The organism is Paenibacillus sp. FSL R7-0333 (assembly GCF_038000365.1).
GTDB lineage: Bacteria > Bacillota > Bacilli > Paenibacillales > Paenibacillaceae > Paenibacillus_AQ > Paenibacillus_AQ silagei.
Map to the genome: position 1 here is coordinate 2976162 of NZ_JBBOBZ010000001.1, position 22823 is coordinate 2998984.

The following is a 22823-nucleotide window of genomic DNA, read 5'->3' on the forward strand; positions in this document are numbered from 1 at the left end:
GATGAAGACTAAGAAGATTTGGATGGGGCTAAGTATGGCCTTGATGCTCGTAGCTGCCGGTTGCGGCAACAATAATGCAGCAGTGAAGAATGACCCGGGTACCGGGAATGCCCCGGCCGCAGCGACGGAAGCTCCTGCCTCGGGTGCAGGGTCCGGCGATGCCAAGTCCTACAAGATTGCCATCTCGCAATATGTGGAGCATCCGTCACTGGACGCTACTCGTGAGGGATTCCTGGCTGCGCTGAAGGATGGCGGGATTGTCGAAGGGGAGAACCTGAAGGTAGATCTTCAGAACGCCCAGGCGGATCAGGCCAACAACCTGTCCATTGCCCAGAAGATTGCCGGCGACAAGAACGATCTGGTGCTGGGGATTGCTACACCTTCGGCTCAGGCTGTCGTACAGAATGTGAAGGACACTCCGATTCTGTTCGCTGCGGTAACCGACCCTCTCGATGCCAAGATTGTAAGCGATCTGGAACATCCGGGAGGCAATGTGTCTGGCGTATCGGATACCAATCCGGAGTCCATTACCCGCCTGATGAACTTCATTGCCACGCAGTTCCCCAAGGTGAAGAAGCTTGGTCTGGTTATTAATGAAGGGGAGCCCAATGCTGTAGTTATGGCTGATATCGCAAAGGGTGAGCTGGACAAGCACGGGATCGAGCTGGTGAAGGCGGCGATTACCAACACTTCGGAAGTGAAGCAGGCTGCGGAATCGCTTGTAGGGCGCGTGGATGCGCTGTATATTACACTCGATAACTCCGTTGTGAGCGGCGTAGACGCGATTATCCAGACGGCTAACGACAACAAGCTTCCGTTCTTCTCGGCAGACCGTGATACGGTGGAGAAGGGTGCTTTTGCTACAGTGGGCTTCAAATACTATGATCATGGCTATCAGGTCGGCCAAATGGCGGTTGAAGTGCTTAAGAACGGAAAAAGTCCCGGTGATATGAAAGTGACGATGCAGGAGAAGCTGGACTTGGTCCTTAATCTCAAGGCGGCGGCAGCACAGGGAATTGAAGTAACGGATGCTATGAAGGCTGAAGTGGCTGATCCGGGCAATAATATTATTCAATAACCTACAGAGTTTCATAAAGAGGGTGCGTCCGAGCTGGGCGCCCTTTGCCGCTTGAGGGAGGAAGTCAGCAATGTATAATTCATTAATCGGGGCTCTGGAAATGGGCCTGCTCTACGCATTCATGGCACTTGGGGTGTATATTACCTTCCGTATTCTGGATTTTCCCGATCTGACGGTGGATGGAAGCTTTACAACCGGCGGCGCGATTGCTGCATTGATGATCAGCAGCGGTTATTCTCCGCTATTGGCGACCTTGTGCGCAATGCTCGGGGGGATGGCGGCAGGGATGTGTACCGGTCTGCTCCATACCAAAGGTAAAATCAACGGGCTGTTGTCCGGAATTCTGATGATGATTGCCTTGTATTCGATCAATCTGCGGATTCTGGTGAAGCCGAATGTCTCCTTGATGGGAGATGACACATTGCTCAGCTCCATGAATCCGCTGCTGGTCATGCCTTTTATCGTTGTACTGGTCAAAATCCTGATGGATCTGTTCCTGCGCACCGATCTGGGACTGGCCCTGCGGGCCACCGGCGACAACTCGCGGATGATCCGCAGCTTCGGAGTGAACACGGATACAACAACCATTCTGGGGATCAGCCTGTCGAACGGGCTGGTGGCGCTCTCGGGCGCATTGATCGCCCAGTATTCTTCCTTCGCCGATGCGTCGATGGGGATCGGTATGATTGTCATCGGGCTTGCGTCGGTGATTATCGGGGAAGCGATCTTCGGTGCGAAGAACGTCTTCCGGGCGACACTGGCTGTGCTGCTCGGCTCCATCGTGTACCGGATCGTTGTCGCTCTGGCACTCCGGGTGTCTTGGCTCAAGCCTTCCGATCTCAAGCTGATCACCGCAATTATCGTCATTATTGCCCTCGTCTTCCCGTCGGTTCAGCGGTATGTGAAGCAGAAGAGCACGGCCCGCAGACGGACGGCAGAGCTTGCTGAGCTGGCTCAGCGCAGTAAGCAGAGAGGAGGGGCCGCCAATGTTGAAGCTTGACAATGTATGTAAGCTGTTCAACCCCGGCTCGCCGGATGAGAAGGTCGCGCTGCTGGGGATCGATCTTGAACTGAACGCGGGCGATTTCGTAACGATTATCGGCAGTAACGGTGCCGGCAAATCTACACTGATGAATATTATCTCAGGCGTGATGAAGCCCGATCTGGGGGAAGCGCGCATTGAAGGCAGCTCGATCAGCCATCTGGCGGAATACCAGCGCGCACGCTGGATCGGCCGGGTCTTCCAGGACCCGATGGCCGGGACAGCGCCGCATATGACGATTGAGGAGAACCTGGCTATGGCCTACAAGCGGGGCAAACCCCGCGGGCTGTCCTTGGGTGTCAATGCGCACAGACGTACGCTGTTCCGCGAACAGCTCAGCCGCCTGGGCATCGGCCTCGAGGACCGGCTGCGCGCCAAGGTGGGGCTGCTCTCAGGAGGCGAGCGGCAGGCGTTGAGCCTGCTGATGGCGACCTTCACCCAGCCGCAGATTCTGCTGCTGGATGAGCATACAGCTGCGCTTGACCCTTCGCGCGCCGAGCTGATCACCACCCTTACGGAATCCATTGTCCGTGAGATGAAGCTGACTACGCTGATGGTTACCCATAACATGGATCAGGCGATCCGCCTGGGCAACCGGCTCATCATGATGGATAAGGGATCGATCATCCTCGATTTCGATGAGACGCGCAAAAAGGATCTGACGGTAGAGCGTCTGCTTGGCGAATTCGAAGCGATCAGCGGCCATAAGCTGGCTGACGACCGGATGATGCTGGGCTGATTAGGGATCATCAGTCTTTAGCGTTATAGCTTGATCTGCAGCCGGTTGATCCGGTAGCGGATCGAGCTTTTTGTCATTTTCAGGTGTCCCTGGTCCGATTCACTTCCGGGTATGAGAGGTAAAGTTAAGGGAAAGAACATAACTTGAACATCAAACACCAAATGGAGGCGACTGGACATATGACTGCGAAGAAACTGGAAGGCAAGGTAGCGATTGTTACAGGAGGCGGCTCGGGCATCGGCCGGGCATCTGTGCTGGAGTTCGCCAGAAGCGGAGCCAAGGTGGCACTTCTGGACCGTACGGTGGAGAATGCGGAGAAGGTGGCCGCTCAGATCACGCAGGAGGGCGGGGAAGCTGCAGTGTTTGAATGCGATATCGCTGATCCGCCGCAGGTGGAGCATGCTGTGAAGCAGGTTATCGAGAAGTGGGGACAGCTGGATGTGGTCTTCGCCAATGCCGGGATTAACGGGGCCATGACACCGATTGAGACAATGGACATCGAGTCCTGGGATCAGACGATTCAGATTAATCTGCGGGGCACCTTCGCCACTGTCAAGTATGCCATCCCCCATCTCAAAGAGAAGGGCGGCAGTATTCTGATCAACAGCTCGATCAACGGTAACCGGGTATTCTCCAATGTCGGGTTCTCCGCATATAGTACGACCAAGGCGGGGCAGGTGGCTTTTATGAAGATGGCTGCGCTTGAGCTGGCCCAGTACAAGATTCGTGTAAACGCTATCTGTCCGGGAGCAATTACCACGAATATAGATGATAATACCTATCCTTCGGATGATCTTAAGGAAGTGCAGATTGAAGTGGAATTCCCGGATGGCGGGCAGCCGCTGGAGAAGGGGCCGGGGCGTCCGGATCAGGTGGCTAAGCTGGCGCTGTTCCTGGCTTCTGAGGATTCGGATCATATCACGGGTACGGAAATCTACTGTGACGGAGCGGAATCCCTCCTGCACGGCTAATCCTTCTATAAGTCACTCATTGCTCATATGATGGGATAAGTGAAGTCTTCTCTGAAGCGGACGATGTTCCTTGCCGGAGCCTTAGGCAGTACTGCCTGAAGCTCCCGGTTAGCGGGGATAGGCGTCCGTTTCTTGTTTTGACCGGGCAGCAGAAAATTTCAGTAAAAGTTGCAGCGCATTTCAGGTATACTGATTCTATGTGCCATGACGGGCGAGGAAGGAGGAAGATAAATTATGAATATGGACCTGCTGCATATGGAATCAATCATCAAGCTGCTTGTGGCCATGCTGTTCGGGCTGTTCATCGGCATTGACCGCCAATTGAAACAGAAACCGCTGGGAATCCGGACCAGTATGGTCATCAGTATCGCCAGCTGTCTGGTAACCCTGGTATCTATTCATGCGTATGACAAATTCGGCGGAACGGATCATCCCAATATGGACCCGATGCGTCTGGCGGCGCAGATTGTCAGCGGTATCGGTTTTTTGGGAGCGGGTGTTATTCTGCGCAGAGGCGGAGATGCGATCTCCGGCTTAACCTCGGCCGCGCTGATCTGGACGGCATCCGGTATCGGAATTGCAGTTGGCGCAGGCTTTTATGTAGAGGCGGGTTATGCGGTTATCCTGCTTATGTTTGCGGTTAACGCTGTGCCTCTGCTTATCAAAGCCATCGGACCTGAAGTGCTGAACAAGCACGAAATCTCCATCAAAATCATTATGGAACCGAATTATATTCTGACGGATGTGATTCAGAAGATTGAGCAGCGGCATGTCATTACCGAACAGCGCAAAACACGCAAAACCGGCCGGACGATCCGGCGGATGAAGATCAAGGATCTCGAGGATGGCAGGCAGATGATCGACATGGTCGTTTCTGCGCCAGACAAGGATTATGCTACGGAAATCTATTATGATGTGAAAAAAATCGAGCATGTCATGAGTGTCGAAGTGGAGCAGCTGTAAAAATGGCATGTTGCCATTCCGGCAGATGTGGTACTCTATCTATGAGAGAGTCATTTTGATCATATGGAAGGAGATTAATGTAATGACACCGATTACAGCATTTGAAGGACACTATGAGGGCGAAGCGGCTGTCTGGCTGAAGGCCGGCCGTTATGAAGCGGCTATTCTGCCGGGCATCGGCGGGAATCTGATCTGCTTCCGGGATACTGAGAGCGGTTACCGTTTCTTACATGAGCCTGGCGCGGAAGAGATGGAAGCGTTCAAGGCGAACCCGGGTATACACGGTATTCCTGTACTGTTTCCGCCGAACCGCTATGAGGATGGAGAGTTCCCGTGGAATGGACAGACCTATCATTTGCCTGTGAATGAAGCCAAAACCGGCAATCATCTGCATGGCTTCCTACATACAGCAGCATGGGAGGTAGAGGAATTCGGCACCGGCACAAGCGAAAGCTTCGTCACTGTAGCGATCAAGGTGGATGAGAACCATCCGTCCTATCAGTATTTGCCGTTCAAATATACGATCAAGCTGCGCTACACGCTCGGTGAAGGCGGCCTGTCCCAGCAGCTGCTGGTCCACAATGACGGCGATGTGCTGATGCCTTGCCTGCTGGCGTTCCATACCGCTATTAATGCTCCGTTCGCCCCAGGGAGCAGCGCGCAGGATTACCGTGTTAAGCTAACGATTGGCGAACGCTGGGAGCTTAACGAGCGGATGCTGCCAACCGGCAAATTCCAGGAGCTGACTGCTGATGAGGTAGCTCTGCGCGGCGAAGGATTGTATCCGTTCTACGCGTCTATGGACAACCACTACACCGCAGCCGCCCAGAATGGACGGAACCGGATGGAGCTGACCGACCGCAAGGCCGGAGTTACGCTCGTGTATGATGTGGGCACCTCGTATAAGCAATGGATGATCTGGAACAACGGCGCGACCGAAGGCTTCTTCTGTCCTGAGCCGCAGATCAACCTGGTGAATGCGCCGAAGGTGGATCTGCCTGCTGATGAAATCGGCTTGTTCGGGCTGGAGCCTGGGGAATATTGGGAGGAGAGCAGCCGGATATACGTGAAGTAGGGGGTTTTGAAGCGATAAAACCCTCTCAGGGGTTATCCGTGGCTGCAAAGAAGGTTTGACTTCCGGCCGCTGTTAGGTTTGTATTTCCTGATTTAAACTGCTGTTCGCAGTAGAAATACAAACCTAAAGGCGAACGCTATCGCTCCTCCAGTTCAAACTTCTCTTCCGCCACTTCACCCTGAGTGTATATTACAAATTAAGTCTATCCCGCTGGGATGAGAGTAGAACATAAAGAAGAGAGCAGCGTCTGATGTATGGATGCAGCTCTTTTTTGTAGCGTTGTACCCATTTGGCTACTGAATTTTAAGGCGGTTTTAAGCTAAAAGGCGTATACTACTCCTTTAACAGTTAGGAGTGAATGAACTTGTCACGGTTATTGCCATCGAAGCGTTTGTCGTATTTATTGATCATTTTGCTGGCTGTGGGATTTGGGCTGAATTTGTTTTTGCAGGCTGCTTCTTTTCGGATGGATGTGCTTCATGCATTGGAGTGGGTTGGCGCTTATCCTTGGCTGTATTGTACCGGAAGTCTGTTTATTTTCTTCCTCCTGCTCTTAAGCTCAGTGATTGTGCCGAATGCGTATGCGGGGCCGGCGGTGGTCTCGGCGCTGTTCGTGCTGCTGGGGATTGCCAGTGATCAGAAGCTGGCTACGAGAGGCGAACCGCTGTTTCCGTGGGATCTGATGCTGCTGAAGAATGCCGAAGGCATGAGCAAGATTACCAGCGGGATGATCTCTCCGTTTGCTATAGGGACCGCTGTTCTGCTGGTTTCCGGTCTGGTCCTTGTGATTATTAAGCTGCCGAAGAACAGGATCAGACTGTCCTTGCGCGTGACGCTGGCGGGGATCTCTGTGGGGCTAAGCACATGGTTTCTAGTGCTGGTCACCGGTCAATCTCCTGTGGTTGCAGCAATGAGCTATCAGAACATCTTCTGGAATCAGAAGGTGAATTATACGCAGAACGGGTTCGTCTATGCGTTCGCCGGGAATCTGCGGCAGAGCCTGATGGACAAGCCGGAGGGCTATACCCGCGAAGCGGTTGAAGCGGTAGCTGCCAAGTATTCGGCATTGCCGGAGGCGCCGGCACAGGCCGCGCCAGGGGAGCAGCCGAACATTCTGTTTATGATGAATGAGGCGTTCTTCGACCCTACGCGCCTGCCCGGATATACGCTTAGCGAAGATCCGCTGAAATTCATCCATGGGGTGGCGGGCCAGACGCCGTCCGGTTATTTGCTGTCCCCGGAATTCGGCGGCAATACGGCTAATGTGGAGTTCGAGGCCCTGACCGGGCTGTCGATGTATTTTCTGGGGGATGGAACGATTCCGTATCAACAGCGCATCGTCAAAATGTCCTCCCTGCCGTCGATCGTCAGTATTCTGAAGGACAGAGGGTATGAGGCACTGGCGTTGCATCCGTTCGATGATACCTTCTATAACCGGAACCGTGTCTATCCGGTGCTGGGGTTCGACCGCTTCACAAGTGAGAAGGATCTGCCGGACGCTGACCGCCTGACTCCAGAGGGGTATGTCTCGGATAAAGCAGCTGTACAGGAGGCGGTCCGGCAGCTTCAAGAGGCATCGGGCCCGGCATTCCTGCATCTGGTGACGATGCAGAATCATTTTCCATTCGTCAAAGGCGTGAACGGACCGAACACCATCACCGTCCAAGGCGGACTGCCGGAGCAGAAGGATGAGCTGGAGACTTATGTGCAGGATACCAAGCTGACAGACGAGGCCATGGCTGATCTCCAGCAGGAGCTGCTGAAGATCAAGCGGCCCACTATCGCGGTGTTCTGGGGAGATCATCTGCCTGCGCTCAGCGCCGGGATCTATACCGCAGCAGGCTGGGATCAGGAGCCAAGGCTGAAGCATGAGACGAAGCTGTTGGTACTCGCTAACTTTGAGATCGGGAAGGAGCCGCTCGGGACGCTTAGTCCGGCCTTTCTCGGCCCTGCGGTCTTCCGGTTATCCGGGCAGACGCTGCCGGCCTTTTATAAGCTGCTGGAGCAGGTACGGGCGGAAATTCCGGGACTTAGCAAGAAGGTGCTAATCGGGCCGGGCGATACCGGAATTCTGAAGGAGCTGACCCCTGAGCAGCAGGCGCTGCTGGCTGACTACCGTCTGGTCGAATATGACCTGCTGGAAGGGGAGAAATATGCGGAGTCGCTGATGTTCTGAGCACTCCGCCCGGGCTTAGCGCAGCCCCACATCATGGAAGCGGTTCTCAATCGGCTCCCGCAGCAGCATACGAATGGACTGGATCGCTGCGGTCTCGATATGCTTGGCTTCCCGGAGGAGTGGAAGCAGAGATTGGGCATCCAGCGAACATGGACCCTCTGGAGCTTGTACAGTCTGCTTGCATAGAGTGTGCGTTATTTGATTATAGACAGCAGCTAGAGCTGCATAATGCTCTGCAACGCCTTCAACTTCGGGCCAATACTGGCTGGCTTCTCTTGCGTAGGCTGCAGTGTCCTGCTTCAATCCTGCATAGAAAAGCAGCGTCTCATAAGCTCCGGCAGCATCAAAGTTGTTGTCCGCCAAGGCTTCCAGCATAGCATCATAGGCCCGCAGGCCGCAGGCGTATTGCGATTCCGGCAGCATCAGATCATGAACCTCTGCCTTATACACCGCCTGGATGAAGGACTCTCTGAGCACCTGAACGGTATCCTTGCGGATCTGGCCTTCATAGATTTGGCCATACCAATATGGCGATTCATTCCTTCCGAATTGCTCGTAAGGCAGCTCCAGCTCTGCGGCAGAAGCATTCTCTGTGTAATAGAAAAGCTGCCGTTCATCATCACAGCGGGTAATCACTATGAAACGGTCCTTCCAGCAGACCACACCGGTGCCTTGCTCAAGTGATCTGCGGATTTCTGAAATAGCCTGCTTCTGATAGAGAGGGAAGGTAGGGCTGAAGTTAAAGCCTGCACCCTGCATGGCGATAATACCAATCAGATCTGCTGCTACGCAATGTTCAGCCGCCCAGTTATATGCCGTAGCAGAATCCGGGTGAAGCTGCCTGTGTACCGACAGACGGAAACATAAGGCCGTCATTCCGGCCAGCATGGGCTTGGAGAGTGTGAACCAGCCTTTGGCCGACAGGACCTGGTGCATCGCATCTGCAAAAGAAGAAGCGAGCGGCACACGCGGCTGATCCGCAGCGGCTGAAGCGTGCTTATTATGATGTTCATTCATCGTGCGGTGTGCGCCCCCCATCTGGGCAGTGTGGACCGCTTCCGGTCCGGGTACTGCCCAGAAATTTTTGTAACCTGCTGCATCGCCCGTTCCTCCAGCTCCAAGGCCTTCTTCAAAGCAGAGCAGAGGGAGGGAAGCTGAACTTGCATTAGCAGCTTGCCGCTGTTCTTCGCAGAGATTGCAGCCGCGAGCGGTCCCCTCAGCCCCTCCACCAGCTCAGCATACAAGTGCTGAACCTCCTCCAACCCCGGCAATACGGACTGAACCTCCTGCAGATAAGCGGAGATCTCGATCCGTGAAGTCATGTACGATTCAAGGATGTAAATAGCGCCGTAGCTGTCGAATCCGCCCTGCTGAAGCGCCCGGATCAGGAAGCTGTAGGCCAGGCGGCCTGAACCGAGGCTTAAGTCAGGAAGTGTTTTGTGAGGAGTCTCCCAATCCTCCAGCGCAAGCCGAAGTGATTCAAGTACAGTATCCTGCAACGGAATCATCACCCGCTCTCCGACATACATACAGTCCCAGAAGGGCGTGAAGTTAAGGCCGAAGTTATCATACAGCACATATTGTGTCTCACCGGACCAGCCATCCTGTACATAGAACACCCGGTCATCCTCATCATAACCATGAATCACTCCGAATTCCGGTATCCAGTAGAGGCAGGCCAGACCGCGATCCAGACTCTGCTTGACACAGTCAATAGCGATCCGTTGATACGCCCCGAATGAATCATGTCTGGTTCTCCCGCCGTCATCCACCAAGAAGATCCCGAGGTTGTCGACAGCCCGGCGATGCTCTGTGCCCCACTGTCCGTAAGCCGTAACAGACATGGGGAGGAGCTTCTCATGTACGGTGAATTTGAAGGCCATGCCGGTTAGCCCGGAGAGCATGAATTTTGGACCCTCGAATAACCCGACGGCAGTCAGTACGGCATAGAGCGCATCGGTAAAGGATTTCGATTCACGCTGCATCCGGACGTCAAGGATTACACCTGTTCGTTTGCTCACTGTTCATTCTCCTGTTCATCCAGGCGGCTCACTACTGTCTCACAGATGCTGCGGAGCTTTTCCTTCAGCCATTTGGGGGCCAGGAGGGCACTCCACTCCGAGTGGAGCAGATGTGCAATGAACGCGCTGGTATCATAAAAATCAACTTCGTAGATATCCTTGTCAGCGGCGCGAAGCTGGTAACCTCCCCAAGACGGCTCCCGGGGTATTCCGGGTAACCGGATTCTTGCCGTGAACGGCTTCAAGGGTCTGGCCTGCCCGGCTGGAGCTGCAGGACCGTTCTCCCCAGCTATGAAAACCCTGCTGGTCAGTGTTAGCTCACGGATGCCCGACAGGTTGTAATACTCACTCCGCCCGTCTCCTTCCACAGCGGCCACGAGATAATCATCTTCAATCCGCCGGCTTAGCTGTAGAGGACAGAGATACAGCTCCTGCGGGGGATCCTGCCCGTTCCGGTAGAGAACATGGACCACCCTGCGGGCCTGGATAGCCTGCTCCAGCATCTCCATGACCTGCAGTCGGTGGGGATTCACTTCAAATACAGGCAGCTTAATCTCCCTGTCCGCAAGCGGCTGCGCCGTGAACCGCTCCAGCAGACCGCCCACCTTGCGGATGGTCTGGGCGTTCTCATAATCATAGTGACTATACCGGTAAGCCAGATATTTCAGCACCCGCTGCTCCTCGTCCGTAATGTACAGATGTGGGAGCACGAAGCTGTTGTCCTCATAGATATATCCGCGCTGCTTCGCTATATAGCGGAGCGGGGCCCGCAGCGATTCCGCCAGGTATTCAATATCCCGCTGGGCCTGGCGCCTGGAAATCTCGAACTGCTCCGCCAGCTTGCTGCTGTTCGGATAAGTAAGCTGGCGGACCTGCTGGTCAAACCACTGAATCCGGTGAATATGGCTCATGCTGCTCCCGCTCCTTTCTGTCAGCCTCCAGTATAGCTGGAGACGGTGCTTTAGACCAGCGTGAGCGTTCCTCTCAAAGAAACAAGGATGCCCCGGCATCCATGCACGAAGCATGAAGCATGGAGCATCCTTGCGTCAATTTACTTGGTTGCTGCGTCCACTCTAACCTGCGTGGCTTTGTCGCAGCGCTTGCAGACCTTCAGGGCGGTGCCGTCGGATTTTATTTTGGTGTAGAGCAGCTTGATCCGGGTGGTCCCGCAGACCGGGCAGGTGCCGCGTCCACGGGAAGGAAGGGTCCAGAGTACCCGTCCGCGTTTGGTTTTTGACATTCCTGTAATCCTCGTTTCATTGAATTGATGGTACCTGTCCAGTATAGAACAAGCGGTACGACATAAAATGTCGTAGCAGATAACGAGTTTTTAACTATTGGCCCAGTAACGTAATTGACGGAACGGCTGCCAAGCCAGTAGACTAGATTGGACATAGATGGAAAAACCTGGGGTCTGTGACCTTCGGCATTTATTGTTATGAAAGGGGATACATATGTGAAAAAGTTGTGGCTTGTCTATGTGCTGTTAATCGGCATCTTCGTGCTCTACGTGCTGAATTACAAGCAGCAGGGGAAGTCGGCAGACCCGTGGGAGTCTGCCGGACTGCGCGGTAATATTGAGGACAAATATGTGATGGTCACATTCCAGATCGGCATTGATTACTGGAAAAGTGTGCTGAAGGGCTTCGAGGATGCCGCAGAGGAGCTTAATGTATCCGTCGAGTATCACGGCTCCACTCAGCATAACGCGAGTGAACAGATGACGGTGCTGGAGCAGACCATCGCCAAGAAGCCGGCGGGGATTGCCATCTCGGCCGTGAATTCCAAGCTGCTTACAGCGACGATTAACAAGGCTGTGGAGAGCGGCATTCCGGTGGTGCTGTTTGATTCGGGGGCGGAGGGCAGCAAGGCGTATTCCTTCCTGGGAACGGACAATTATAACGCCGGAACGAAGGCGGCGCATAAGATGGCCGAGCTGACCGGGGGCAAGGGCGAGGTAGCCATTATAACCACACCGGATCAGCATAATCACCAGGAGCGGACCGACGGCTTCACCGATACGATTCGCAGCAAGTACCCGCAGATGAAGCTGGTGGCGGTTAAGGATGGGCGGGGAGATCAGGTGGCGTCCAGGGAGGCTGCCGAGCAGCTGCTGGTGCGTTATCCGCATTTGGCGGGGATTTTTGCCACGGAAAGTAATGGAGGCATCGGGGTCGCGGAAGCTGTGGATGCCGCCTATGGGAGCGGACCGGTCCCGCAGATTATCAGCTTCGATACGGATAAAGGCACACTCGATCTGGTGAAGGAAGGCAAGATTGCCGCAACCATGGCCCAGGGCACCTGGAATATGGGCTACTGGTCGCTGACCCAGTTGTTTCATCTGCACCGTGATCTGGAGGCTGACCCTGAGGCCTATGCCAATAACAAGCCCCTGCCTGTCCCCGATTCTGTAGATACCGGAATTGATGTGGTCACGCGGCAGAATGTGGACAATTATTATGCCAAATAGGCGGCAGAGGGGGAGCCTGTGATGCACAAGACCGGCGTGAGCATGGAGAAGCTGAAGCTGAATAATATGCCGATCCGCTATAAGCTGATTATTCACTTTTTGCTGATTAGCATTCTGCCTTCCATTGGACTGGGGCTGTTGATTGGCTGGACGGTGGACCGGATCGTGGAGGAGCAGAGTACCGAGAACACGATGCAGCTCATCCGCAAGGTGAATACCGCCATAGAGAGTGATGTGGAGAATCTGCAGAAAATTACATACCTGATCTCGTTCGATCCGGGCGTCCAGAAGTTCCTGAAGGGGGCGTCACCGGCTCCGGCACAGCCGGACCCCGCAGCGGGCAACGGGGAATCGGCGGAATACAATATCCGCAAATTTCTGCAGGGCTTCACCACACTCAGCTCCGAGATAGCCGGCATCATGCTGGTCAACCGTGAAGGCGATTTCATCAGCAACGAGATGTATACCCGTTCCGGTACCCGGCTGACGGAGGAGAGCTGGTACAAGCAGGCGGCAGAGAATAAGGGGATCTTCCTGATCGTCGGGCATCCGTATGGCCGTGCGGTCAGGTCCCATGTGGACTATAAGGAGAGCGAGGTGGTCTCTGCCGTACGGGCCATTGTGAATCCTGAGACGCAGGTGGTCCAGGGCGTGGTGCTGGTGGATCTGAAGCTGCGGGTGATCGCGGAGACGGCTAGAGATGTCACGCTCGGCAAAACCGGATATCTGACAGTGGTGGACAATCGCGGAGAGATGATTTACGCGCCGCAGCACCCTTTAATGCGTACCATCCCGGCAGGTCTGTTCACCGAGTCCTCGGGCATTACCTCGGAGACAGTAGACGGCCGCAAGCTTCAGCTGATCTACCGGACCTCGCCGTTTACCGGCTGGACCACGATGGGCGTGTTCCCGATGGATGAGTCGGCTTATGGAATCCGCGAGATTACGTTCAATGTTGTTACCTTTGTATTTGTAGTCTGTATGCTGGGCATGACTGCCTCGTTCTATCTGGCCTATTCGATCTCCCGTCCTATCGGCCAGCTGGCTTCCTTCATGAGCAAGGCGCAGTCCGGTGATCTGACGATCCGCTACTGGGGCAGCCGTTCCGATGAGATCGGGCTGCTCGGCCGCAGCTTCAATACGATGCTGGCCCAGATTAGCCGGCTGCTATCCCTGACCGAGCTTCAGGCGCGGCAAAAGCGTGAGGCGGAGCTGCGCAGTCTCCAGGCGCATATCAAGCCGCATTTTCTGTACAATACGCTGGATACGATTCACTGGATGGCCCGCAGCAAGGGAGCGGAGGATATCGCCGAGGTGGTCCAGTCCCTCTCCAGGCTGTTCCGGCTGGGCTTAAGCAAAGGGAGCGATATCATACCGCTCTCCGATGAGCTGGAGCATATCGTCAGCTATCTGAAAATTCAGCATGTCCGTTATAGCACCAAGCTAACCTATTCCATTGAAGTGGAGCCGCACTTACAGGAGCTGTATGTGCTTAAGCTGCTGCTGCAGCCGATGGTGGAGAACGCGATCTATCACGGCATCAAGGAACGGCGCGGCCCCGGCCACCTCTCCATTGCAGTTGTAGAACGGGACAACGACCTGTATCTTACTGTACGCGATGATGGTGCAGGGATGTCTGCAGATAAGCTGAAGGAGCTCAGGCGGCGGCTCGAAACGGTTGGCGCAGAAGAACTGGAGCGTACGGAGACGGACATGGCTGTAACGGGCAGCGCAGGAAGCGGCTATGGCATATTGAATGTGCAGGCGCGTATCAGGCTGACCTATGGAGCGCCGTACGGGATCCAGATTGAGAGCGGACCGGGTCAGGGAACTCTTGTAACGGTGCGTCATCCGGTTGTTCGTGAGCATTACCCTGAGAAGGATTAGGACAGAGGAGGATGATCCACAGATGATAGAGAAATGGAAAGTAATCATTGCCGATGATGAACGCATTATCCGGGAGGGCATCCGGCAATGCGTGGACTGGGATAGCCTGGGTATGGAGGTGACGGCAGAGGCAGAAGACGGGGAGGAGGCGCTGGAGCTGGCTGTGGAGCATAAGATCCATATCGCCCTGGTGGATCTGAACATGCCGATTATGCATGGCATGGAGCTGATGAAGCAACTGCGGGAAGCGCTGCCCGGCTGCAAGATTATTGTGATCACCGGCCACGATGAATTCACCTATGCACAGGAGTCGATCCGGCTGCAGGTGAATGATTATATTCTCAAGCCTGCGGAGCCGAAGCAATTGATGCAGGTGCTGCGGGGCGTCCGCGATGAGCTGGAGTCCGAGCGGGAGCAGAGCCAGCATCTGGAGCAGGCTTCCCGGCAGCTGATGAAGAACTTCCCGCTGCTGCGCGAGCGCTTCTGCCAGGAATGGCTGGACGGTAATCTGAGCCAGGCGGAGATCCGGGAGCAGCTGCAATTCCTCAAGCTTCCGCCGCAGCGGCCGGAGCTGATCGGCATCATCCGCTGGAGGTGGGAGGGCCAGCATCCGGCGATGAAGGAGAAGGAGCGCCAGCTCTTCTTGTTCGCCATCGAGAATATCGCCGCCGAGCTGTTGGACCCTTATCCCAAGGTGATGTTCCGGGACGCCGCCGGATTGACCGTTATCCTGCTGTGGGATGCCGCCGGTGAGCGCATCCTGGCCGGAGTGGAGGCCGCAGTGCGCAGCCATCTCAAAATCGCTGTTGAAGTCGGCACGCGGCTGATCCAGGGAGAGATTACAGAGCTTGCTGCCGCTTACCGGAGCTGCCGGGTGGCGCTGGTCAAGGAGCAGCCGCTGTCCCCGCTCGTCCGCCGGGCGAAGCAGCATATCCAGGAGCATTACAGCGAATGCGAGCTTACCCTGGAGGCCACAGCAGGCCTGCTTCAAGCCTCCCCGGTCTATCTGAGCCGCCTGTTCAAGCAGGAGCTGGGCCAATCCTTCGGCACGTATCTGACCCAGACCCGTATCCGCCGGGCCGCCCAGCTTCTGCATTCAACCGACCTCAGTATTAACGAGGTGGCGGAGCAGTCGGGCTATGAGACCCAGCATTATTTCAGCACCGCCTTCAAGAAGCAGACCGGTGTGGCACCGCTGCAGTTCCGTAAAGGGGTGCAGGCTGAGGTACGCAAGTAATAGAAGATCTGATTAATAGTGGGGAATGCTTCAGTAGCCATCTATAGGCGAGAGGGCATTCCTTTTTGTATATAAAAAGTTATATTTTCATAAAAACAGTAGTCTCAGTGTAAATACGGCACCTGCCCCCGGTTGCTATACTCGATTTGTCACACGGGAACACCTGTGGAAGACATCAGAATAGTTCAGGGGGTAGTGCAGGAATGAAAAAATATTCAATGATTACGCTTCTGCTAACAATGGTACTCATCTTATCTGCATGCGGCAACAGCGGTAATTCATCCAGCAGCGCTGGCAGCTCTTCCGGCGGCGGGGATACATCGAAGGGCAAGGTGGGCATCGCGATGCCGACCAAATCTTCGGAGCGCTGGGTGAATGACGGCAACAACATGGTCAAGGAGTTCGAGAAGCTGGGCTACGGGACGGATCTGCAATATGCGGAGGATGTTGTCGAGAATCAAGTGTCGCAAATTGAGAACATGATCACCAAAGGTGTGAACGCCATTGTAATCGCTTCAATTGACGGTGAGGCGCTGACGGACGTGCTGCAGAAGGCGCATGACGCCAACGTTAAGGTGATCGCTTATGACCGTCTGATCAAAAAAAGTGAATTCGTAGACTATTATGCGACCTTCGATAATTTCAAGGTGGGTGTGCTGCAAGGCTCTTACATTGAAGAGAAGCTTGGCCTGAAGGACGGCAAAGGCCCGTTCAACATCGAGCTGTTCGGCGGATCGCCGGATGACAACAATGCCTACTTCTTCTTCGACGGCGCCATGTCGATTCTGAAGCCATATATCGATTCCGGTAAACTGGTGGTCCGCAGCAAGCAGCTTACGATGGATAAGGTAGCTACGTTGCGCTGGGACGGCGCTGCCGCCCAGTCACGGATGGATAACCTGCTGAGTGCGAACTATGCGAGCGATAATCTGGACGCCGTCTTGTCTCCATACGATGGCATCAGCATCGGTATCCTGTCTTCGCTCAAGGGTGTAGGCTACGGCTCCGGTGACAAGAAGCTTCCGGTGGTTACCGGACAGGACGCCGAGCTGGCTTCCGTGAAGTCCATTCTGGCCGGAGAGCAGACTCAGACGGTATTCAAGGATACCCGCGAGCTGGCCAAGAAGGCGGTGGAGATGACCGAGAGTGTGCTGAAGGGGACCGAAGCTGAAGTCAACGATACCACCACCTACGACAACGGGGTCAAAATCGTCCCGTCCTACCTTCTGGAGCCGGTCTCTGTGGATGCGGGCAACGTGGATAAAGTGCTGGTAGACGGCGGCTACTACACCAAAGAGCAGCTCGGACAATAATAATCAGCAGCAATTCTCGCGGTTTCCCGGCGGCATCTAACAACGATAATATCCGCCGGAGAACCGCTGCACAGTCACAAGGAAAGCTGGGTGAGAGGCACATGAGCGAAATTATTTTGGAGATGAAAGGCATTACCAAGACATTCCCCGGCGTCAAAGCGCTCTCGTCAGTCAATCTGCAGGTGAAGGCAGGCGAGATCCACGCCCTCTGCGGAGAGAATGGGGCAGGCAAGTCCACGCTGATGAAGGTGCTTAGCGGAGTGTATCCGCACGGGACGTATGAAGGGGATATCTATTACCAGGGGCAGGTATGCCAGTTCAAGGATATCAAGGACAGCGAGGGCCTGGGGATCGTCATTATCCATCAGGAGCTGGCGCTGATTCCGTATTTGTCGATTTCGGAGAACATCTTCCTCGGCAATGAACAGGCCAGACGCGGGGTGATCAACTGGAACGAAACGACGGTCAAGACCAAGGCGCTGCTAACGACCGTCGGCCTCAAGGAATCGCCGTTTACAGGAGTCTCTACGATAGGTGTCGGCAAGCAGCAGCTTGTAGAGATCGCGAAGGCGCTCTCCAAGGAAGTGAAGCTGCTCATTCTCGACGAACCGACTGCGGCGCTGAATGAGGATGATAGCGAGAACCTGCTGCTGCTCATTCTGGAGCTGAAGAAGCAGGGGATATCCTCGATTATCATTTCCCACAAATTGAACGAAATCGAGAAAATAGCGGATTCCGTCACGATTCTGCGGGATGGACAGACCATCAAGACCCTGGATATGAAGCAGGATGCCGTTACAGAGGATGTCATTATCAAAGGCATGGTCGGGCGTGATCTGACGAACCGTTACCCTGAGCGCACACCGGATCCGGGAGAGACGATCTTCGAGATCCGTGACTGGAATGTCTATCATGAGACCCAGGCGGACCGCAAAATGCTGGATCAGATCAATCTCCACATCCGGCGGGGTGAGGTGGTCGGCATTGCCGGGCTGATGGGCGCAGGGCGCACGGAGCTGGCGATGAGTGTGTTCGGCAAGTCATATGGCAAGCGGATCAGCGGCCAGACTTTTATGCACGGCAAGGAAGTACACCTGAATAACATCAGCCAGGCGATAGAGCATGGGTTAGCCTACGTGACCGAGGACCGCAAGCATTACGGCCTGATCCTGATCGACGATATTAAGCGGAACATCTCGCTCAGCAGCCTGAAGAAGCTCTCCCGCCATGGCGTCATTAATGAGAACGAGGAAGTGCTGGTCGCAGAGGAGTATCGCAAGAAGCTGAATATCAAGACTCCCAGCATCCTGCAAAAAACCGTGAATCTCAGCGGTGGCAACCAGCAGAAGGTGGTACTCAGCAAATGGATCTACGCCCAGCCGGATGTTCTGATCCTCGATGAGCCTACGCGGGGCATCGATGTCGGGGCCAAATACGAAATCTATTCCATCATCAACAGCCTTGCCGCAGAGGGGAAGGGCGTGCTGGTCATCTCTTCCGAGCTGCCGGAAATTATTGGAATGTGCGACCGGATCTACACCATGTGTGAAGGGCGAATCAGCGGGGAAGTGGAGCGGAAGGATGCGTCGCAGGAGCTTTTGATGAAATTTATGACACGAAGCAGGGGGTAACACCGCATGGGAGCCATTAGTGAACTGTTCAAAAAAAATATCCGCCAATACGGCATGATCATTGCCTTGATTTTTATTTCGGTGTTCTTTCAAATTCTGACCGACGGCATTCTGCTGAAGCCGCTGAACGTGACCAATCTCATTCTGCAGAACAGCTACATACTGGTGCTGGCTATCGGGATGGTGCTGGTAATCATCACTGGGCATATCGACCTCTCGGTCGGCTCGGTAGCTGCCTTCATCGGTGCCCTGTCGGCCATTATGATGGTGGATATGGAGCTGAATCCGGTGCTGGCCGTAGTCATCTCACTGCTGATGGGCGCGCTGGTCGGGGCCTGGCAGGGCTTCTGGGTCGCTTATGTCAAAATCCCGGCGTTCATCGTGACCCTGGCGGGCATGCTGCTGTTCCGGGGCCTGACGATGATCGTGCTGAACGGGCAGTCGATTGCGCCTTTCCCGAAGACTTTTCAGAAGATCAGCTCCGGGTTCATTCCCGATGTTGCGAGCGGGGGTTCGCTGAATGTACTGACCTTGATCATTGGTATTCTGCTGTCGCTGCTGGTGATCTATCAGGAAATACGCAGCCGCCGGATCACCGTGAAGTACGGTTTTGAGCGGTCTCCAATCTGGATGTCCGTTGCCAAAGCCGCTGCGCTGGTGATTGTCATCAACCTGTTCACCTATGTTCTGGCACAATATAACGGGATTCCTAATATCCTTGTGATTCTGATGGTGCTGATCGTATTGTACTCCTTCGTCATGAACCACATGACCATGGGGCGGCATATCTATGCCCTGGGCGGCAATGAGAAGGCGGCAAGCCTCTCCGGCGTCAAAACCAAACGGGTGACCTTCTGGGTATTCGTCAACATGGGTGTACTCGCTGCCCTGTCCGGTCTGGTCTTCGCGGCCCGCCTGAACTCGGCTACCCCTAAGGCCGGTACGAACTTCGAGCTGGATGCTATCGCTGCCTGCTTCATCGGCGGAGCCTCCGCGTCCGGGGGAATCGGAACCGTAGTCGGTGCTATTATCGGAGGTCTGGTTATGGGCGTCATGAACAACGGCATGTCGCTCGTCGGCCTCGGCGTAGACTGGCAGCAGGGGATCAAGGGACTGGTGCTGCTGCTTGCCGTAGGCTTTGATATCTATAACAAGTCGAAGACAGCCTGATATAAGATAGAACCGGGCCGGAGCTGCTCCAGAGGGAGCGGCTCCGGCTTGCCTGTCGTACAAGTTCTCCCGCACAGCTTGCAGCATACGGCTCTGGCATGGATAATAGCACCTAAGGTGCTTTATATTTCATGAACGTAACAGGAGGCTACAGATGCAGATTATTGCCATGCTGACCATGCTGATTGACCATGTCGGCCTGATCTTTTTCCCGGGTGAGCTTGCCTGGAGATATGTGGGGAGAATTGCCTTCCCGATCTACTGCTACGCGCTGGCGCAAGGCTATATCCATACCTCCTCCAGACCCCGTTATCTGCGGCGGCTGCTTATCATTGCGGTGTTGGCACAGATTCCGTACAATCTGGCGATTCATCCGGGAGGCTGGAACGTCGTCTTCACCCTGCTGATCTCAGCGCTGGTCCTTGCCCTGCTTGATAAGCTGCCGAATCTGTGGGCGGGTATTCCGGTAGTGGTAGTCGCTGTGCTGCTGATGGATGCTCTGCCGGTGGACTACAACGCGTACGGCCTGCTGCTGGTGCTGATCTTCCGTTATACCCGTTCTTACGTGCTGGTGCTGGCGCATTTGGCGCTGAATGTATTCTATCTGTTCTATTATCATTGGCTGGTGCAGATGGCCAGCATTATTCCGACCCTTCTGATTGCGCTGACTCCGGGTTTTTGGGTGCTGCTGGAGAAGAAGCGTCTGCCGCGCTGGGTCTGGTGGTGCTTTTATCCGGCCCATTTAGCAATACTTGCGTTGGTAAAGTTTCTCTTTTTCAAAGAATGGGTATTTATAGAATGGCGGAGTTTATTTAGCGTATGAGGGTTCATCATTTCCAGGTGCTGTATTTACAAATCCATGCTCCTCTGAGATGATGGGTACGTTGCCAAATTATGAGCTAGAGGAGACATGCTATGAAGAAAATGAAAGCAAGAACCAAATGGCTGGTGCCGATTCTCGCCCTGCTGCTGATTCTGTCAGGCTGCCAGGCGGTTGGCGGCTTCGATGTCAATAAGGCACTGCTGGGGGATCTGGATGTCAAATCCTCTGAATCCAGCACTACGATGACCCTGAGCGCTGTTCCTGCTGCAGGCATCACCGCAGAGGACCGCGAAGTTGTTGATCTTATTAATTCCTTATCGCTTACGCTCGGCCATGTGAAGGTTCAGGATAACGGCAATGTCTCGGCCACGGGAGTTGTGGGTTACAAGGAGTTCAAGATTCCTTTCTCCCTCTTCACCGACCAGAAGAACCTGGTCTTCACCGCAGAAGGCGCGAAGCAGCCGTTCTACATGCCGCTTCAGAGCAATGAAATGTTGCTTGGCCTGGAAGCAACCGATCCTGCCAAGACCTTGGAATTCACTAAGCTGGCCTCCCAGTTTGTGATCAAGAATCTTCCGAATCCGGGTGCGATCACAGTGACATCCGTTAATGAATCCGTATACGGCCAGCCAACCAGCTTGACGAAGCTACATACGGAAATTACAGGGGAAGAGCTTCCGGTATTGCTTAAGAGCTTCCTGAGATCTGTGTCTAAGGATAGCGAAGGCTTCACTGCCCTGATCAGCGGTCTATATGATTACATGTATCCGCTCATCAAAGACAGAGCTGAAGATCTGAACAGCATCGGTCTGGGCGATATTCCGCTGGAAGACAAAGAAGGGGTAGTCACCGTAGTGCATGATGCAGCCAAGCTGGCGGTGGATGCTCTCCTGCTCGTCTATGACAAGCAACTGGAGAACCTCTATGAATCGACCCCTGAACTCAAGACTGTTCTCGGCAAGGATACGAAGCTGACTGCAGATATCTTCGTGGACAGCGGCTTCCATGTCCGCAAACAGAACATCGACTTCAATGTTGCTCTTCCGGCCGATGAATATCTGCCGCTGCAGAGCATCAACATGAAGCTGGTGTCCGAGACTTGGAATGTGAATGGTCCGGTAACAGCTGATCCGATCAGCACGACAGGCGCAATTGATTACTCCAAGGGAGATCTTACGCCGGGTGAGACGCTGAGAAGCTTCGATGCCAGTTCATCCGTCTATAAGCTGCTCAAAGAGGAGATGGCAATTACCTCGAAGAGCCTGATGATCGCACCGGACGACGATTACTATTATCCGGTCGTGAAGAATGGCACTACCTATGTACCGCTGCGCTATGTGGCAGAGGATCTGGACGCTAAGGTAGAGTGGGATGGGCCTAACAAATCGATCAAGGTAACTGACGATGTATACGGCGATCAGCTCGTATTCAAAATCGGTTCCGCGCAGGCACAAATTGCCGGCAAGACCGTGAAGCTTCCGTTAGCCGTATTCGTAGATGAGTACGGAGATGCTAATGTGCCGCTGCGTGTATTGGCCGAAGGCCTGCACGCCACGGTTGAAGTGGATGATGACGGCTATATCTGGATCGAACGTCCGTAAGAAGTACCATTATAGTCAAAAAACCGGGACCCCTGAGTAATCAGGCGGTTCCGGTTTTTTGTTGAATAGGAAATTATGATTTTCGTCCGGTGTCTTGGAGCATCGGCAGGATGACTATATTCTGAATCAGTAATAGGATTACACCGGACACATGGACAGCGCGTGGTCATCTGGGCCGAATGTGGTCGAAAAACCGACCACATTCGGTGCGTCAGAGGCGTGTGGGCGGGATGTGGTCGAAAAACCGACCACATTCGGTGCGGCAGAGGCGTGTGGGCTGGATATGGTCGAAAAACCGACCACATTCGGTGCGTCAGAGGCGTGTGGGCCGGATATGGTCGAAAAACCGACTACAATCAGTGCGTCAGAGGCGTGTGGGCCGGATATGGTCGAAAAACCGACCACATTCGGTGCGGCGGAGGTGTGAGGGCGGGATATGGTCGAAAAACCGACTACATTCAGTGCGGCAGAGGCGTGTGGGCCGGATACGGTCGAAAAACCGACTACATTCGGTGCGGCGGAGGCGTGTGGGCCGGATGTGGTCGAAAAACCGACCACAATGGGGATGCCGCAGGCATTTTGTTCTGTGGGAGTTACCAGTCTTGCCTTGACAATTTAGGTTTATT

General features: G+C 54.4%; 19 protein-coding genes. 15 read left to right on the forward strand and 4 right to left on the reverse strand.

All coding sequences use genetic code 11. From position 1 onward, the window contains the following. The first annotated feature begins 1 nt into the window (after window position 1). The 7 genes from MKY86_RS12220 (at window position 2) to MKY86_RS12250 (ending at window position 8044) form a co-directional block, all read left to right on the forward strand. A complete protein-coding gene (locus tag MKY86_RS12220) occupies window positions 2–1078 on the forward strand; it encodes an ABC transporter substrate-binding protein (protein WP_036729373.1) in 1077 nt (358 codons plus the stop codon). A 70-nt stretch (window positions 1079–1148) separates the two neighbouring features. Continuing rightward, on the forward strand, window positions 1149–2078 hold the full coding sequence (locus tag MKY86_RS12225) for an ABC transporter permease (RefSeq protein WP_076074430.1): 930 nt from the start codon (window positions 1149–1151) through the stop codon (window positions 2076–2078). Continuing rightward, on the forward strand, window positions 2065–2859 hold the full coding sequence (locus MKY86_RS12230) for an ABC transporter ATP-binding protein (protein ID WP_076074433.1): 795 nt from the start codon (window positions 2065–2067) through the stop codon (window positions 2857–2859). Before MKY86_RS12225 ends, MKY86_RS12230 begins: the two co-directional genes overlap by 14 nt. Window positions 2860–3038: 179 nt before the next feature. Further along, complete coding sequence (locus MKY86_RS12235; RefSeq protein ID WP_076074436.1) at window positions 3039–3830, forward strand: SDR family oxidoreductase; 792 nt, start codon at window positions 3039–3041, stop codon at window positions 3828–3830. 240 nt (window positions 3831–4070) lie between these two features. Continuing rightward, entirely contained in the window at window positions 4071–4793 is a 723-nt protein-coding gene (locus MKY86_RS12240; protein WP_076074900.1) for an MgtC/SapB family protein, read from the forward strand. Between the two features lie 82 nt (window positions 4794–4875). Then, entirely contained in the window at window positions 4876–5868 is a 993-nt protein-coding gene (locus MKY86_RS12245) for an aldose 1-epimerase (RefSeq protein WP_076074439.1), read from the forward strand. Between the two features lie 364 nt (window positions 5869–6232). Next, window positions 6233–8044 carry an LTA synthase family protein gene (locus MKY86_RS12250; protein WP_340826930.1) on the forward strand — a complete coding sequence of 604 codons (1812 nt, stop codon included), beginning with the start codon at window positions 6233–6235 and terminating at the stop codon, window positions 8042–8044. 15 nt (window positions 8045–8059) lie between these two features. Here MKY86_RS12250 and MKY86_RS12255 read toward each other — a convergent pair whose 3' ends face one another. The 4 genes from MKY86_RS12255 to MKY86_RS12270 all read right to left on the reverse strand — a co-directional run bounded on the left by MKY86_RS12255 (window position 8060) and on the right by MKY86_RS12270 (window position 11305). Further along, window positions 8060–9061, reverse strand: a complete 1002-nt coding sequence (locus tag MKY86_RS12255) for a hypothetical protein (protein WP_076074444.1) — start codon at window positions 9059–9061, stop codon at window positions 8060–8062. Beyond that, window positions 9058–10065, reverse strand: coding sequence for a hypothetical protein (locus tag MKY86_RS12260; protein ID WP_340826931.1), 1008 nt, complete (start codon window positions 10063–10065; stop codon window positions 9058–9060). Before MKY86_RS12260 ends, MKY86_RS12255 begins: the two co-directional genes overlap by 4 nt. Beyond that, a complete protein-coding gene (locus MKY86_RS12265) occupies window positions 10062–10976 on the reverse strand; it encodes a helix-turn-helix transcriptional regulator (protein ID WP_076074447.1) in 915 nt (304 codons plus the stop codon). The genes MKY86_RS12260 and MKY86_RS12265 overlap by 4 nt, the downstream gene beginning before the upstream one ends. A gap of 140 nt (window positions 10977–11116) precedes the next feature. Then, window positions 11117–11305 carry a hypothetical protein gene (locus tag MKY86_RS12270; RefSeq protein ID WP_076074449.1) on the reverse strand — a complete coding sequence of 63 codons (189 nt, stop codon included), beginning with the start codon at window positions 11303–11305 and terminating at the stop codon, window positions 11117–11119. A gap of 216 nt (window positions 11306–11521) precedes the next feature. On the opposite strand from MKY86_RS12270, the gene MKY86_RS12275 reads away from it, so the two are divergent. The 8 genes from MKY86_RS12275 to MKY86_RS12310 all read left to right on the forward strand — a co-directional run bounded on the left by MKY86_RS12275 (window position 11522) and on the right by MKY86_RS12310 (window position 22197). After that, complete coding sequence (locus tag MKY86_RS12275) at window positions 11522–12535, forward strand: substrate-binding domain-containing protein (protein WP_076074453.1); 1014 nt, start codon at window positions 11522–11524, stop codon at window positions 12533–12535. A gap of 21 nt (window positions 12536–12556) precedes the next feature. Continuing rightward, window positions 12557–14422 (forward strand): cache domain-containing sensor histidine kinase, encoded by a 1866-nt coding sequence (locus tag MKY86_RS12280; protein WP_076074455.1) that lies wholly within the window; start codon window positions 12557–12559, stop codon window positions 14420–14422. A gap of 22 nt (window positions 14423–14444) precedes the next feature. Further along, window positions 14445–15659 (forward strand): response regulator transcription factor, encoded by a 1215-nt coding sequence (locus MKY86_RS12285; protein ID WP_076074458.1) that lies wholly within the window; start codon window positions 14445–14447, stop codon window positions 15657–15659. 203 nt (window positions 15660–15862) lie between these two features. After that, window positions 15863–16972: a multiple monosaccharide ABC transporter substrate-binding protein gene (chvE, locus tag MKY86_RS12290; RefSeq protein ID WP_076074460.1), complete on the forward strand. Its 1110-nt coding sequence runs from the start codon at window positions 15863–15865 to the stop codon at window positions 16970–16972. A gap of 101 nt (window positions 16973–17073) precedes the next feature. Then, window positions 17074–18603 (forward strand): multiple monosaccharide ABC transporter ATP-binding protein, encoded by a 1530-nt coding sequence (gene mmsA / locus MKY86_RS12295; RefSeq protein ID WP_076074462.1) that lies wholly within the window; start codon window positions 17074–17076, stop codon window positions 18601–18603. 6 nt (window positions 18604–18609) lie between these two features. Beyond that, window positions 18610–19773: a multiple monosaccharide ABC transporter permease gene (gene mmsB / locus MKY86_RS12300; protein WP_076074464.1), complete on the forward strand. Its 1164-nt coding sequence runs from the start codon at window positions 18610–18612 to the stop codon at window positions 19771–19773. A gap of 154 nt (window positions 19774–19927) precedes the next feature. Continuing rightward, window positions 19928–20596, forward strand: a complete 669-nt coding sequence (locus MKY86_RS12305; RefSeq protein WP_076074467.1) for a TraX family protein — start codon at window positions 19928–19930, stop codon at window positions 20594–20596. Between the two features lie 92 nt (window positions 20597–20688). Beyond that, window positions 20689–22197 carry a stalk domain-containing protein gene (locus MKY86_RS12310; protein ID WP_083684367.1) on the forward strand — a complete coding sequence of 503 codons (1509 nt, stop codon included), beginning with the start codon at window positions 20689–20691 and terminating at the stop codon, window positions 22195–22197. Window positions 22198–22823 lie beyond the last annotated feature (626 nt).